Annotated in this window: 1 pseudogene; it reads right to left on the reverse strand. The window is 40.6% G+C overall.

Annotation, left to right across the window (positions count from 1 at the left end):
• A pseudogene (locus tag ACFIKY_RS09345) lies at positions 1–525 on the reverse strand (hypothetical protein); the annotation flags it as partial.

Genomic DNA, 525 nt, shown 5'->3' on the forward strand with positions numbered 1-525 from the left:
GCTCCCTGCCACGCCAATCCCATCACCCAAAACAACATTGTTGTCTTTAGAACGTTGCATTCCCGTATTTCCACCCCGCAAAAGGTCAGAAACATTAACAAGCGTTGCATTCTCATCATTTTCTGCAAACGGTTGGGCTGTAGAGCTATCAACCACAAAGGACTGTGGACTAATGAGAGGCTTTTTATCTTGCACCCCTGCATTTAACGTTTTTTTCGATAGGTTATTACTGTTTGCTGTCAAAACATTGATTATAGAGCCCTCATCACTCGGACCTAGAAGAGTTTTGGTTAAAAAATTTGCATAGTCATCAGCAGCATTTACCTTGGGTGTCAAAGCAACATTCAGCGCTGTTAAATAATTGTCTTTTGAAACAGAAGAAGCATTCAAACCAGCAACAGAGATGATGTTTTCTGGATAAGAGACACCAGCACTGTTAACACCCTCAAGAAATGTGTTTCTAAAATCAGAATTTGCTGAAAAAACAGGTGTAACATTCGATAAAAATGTAGCCGCTGCAGCCAA

Source organism: Bartonella sp. CR127HXZ (assembly GCF_042194555.1).
GTDB lineage: Bacteria > Pseudomonadota > Alphaproteobacteria > Rhizobiales > Rhizobiaceae > Bartonella > Bartonella grahamii.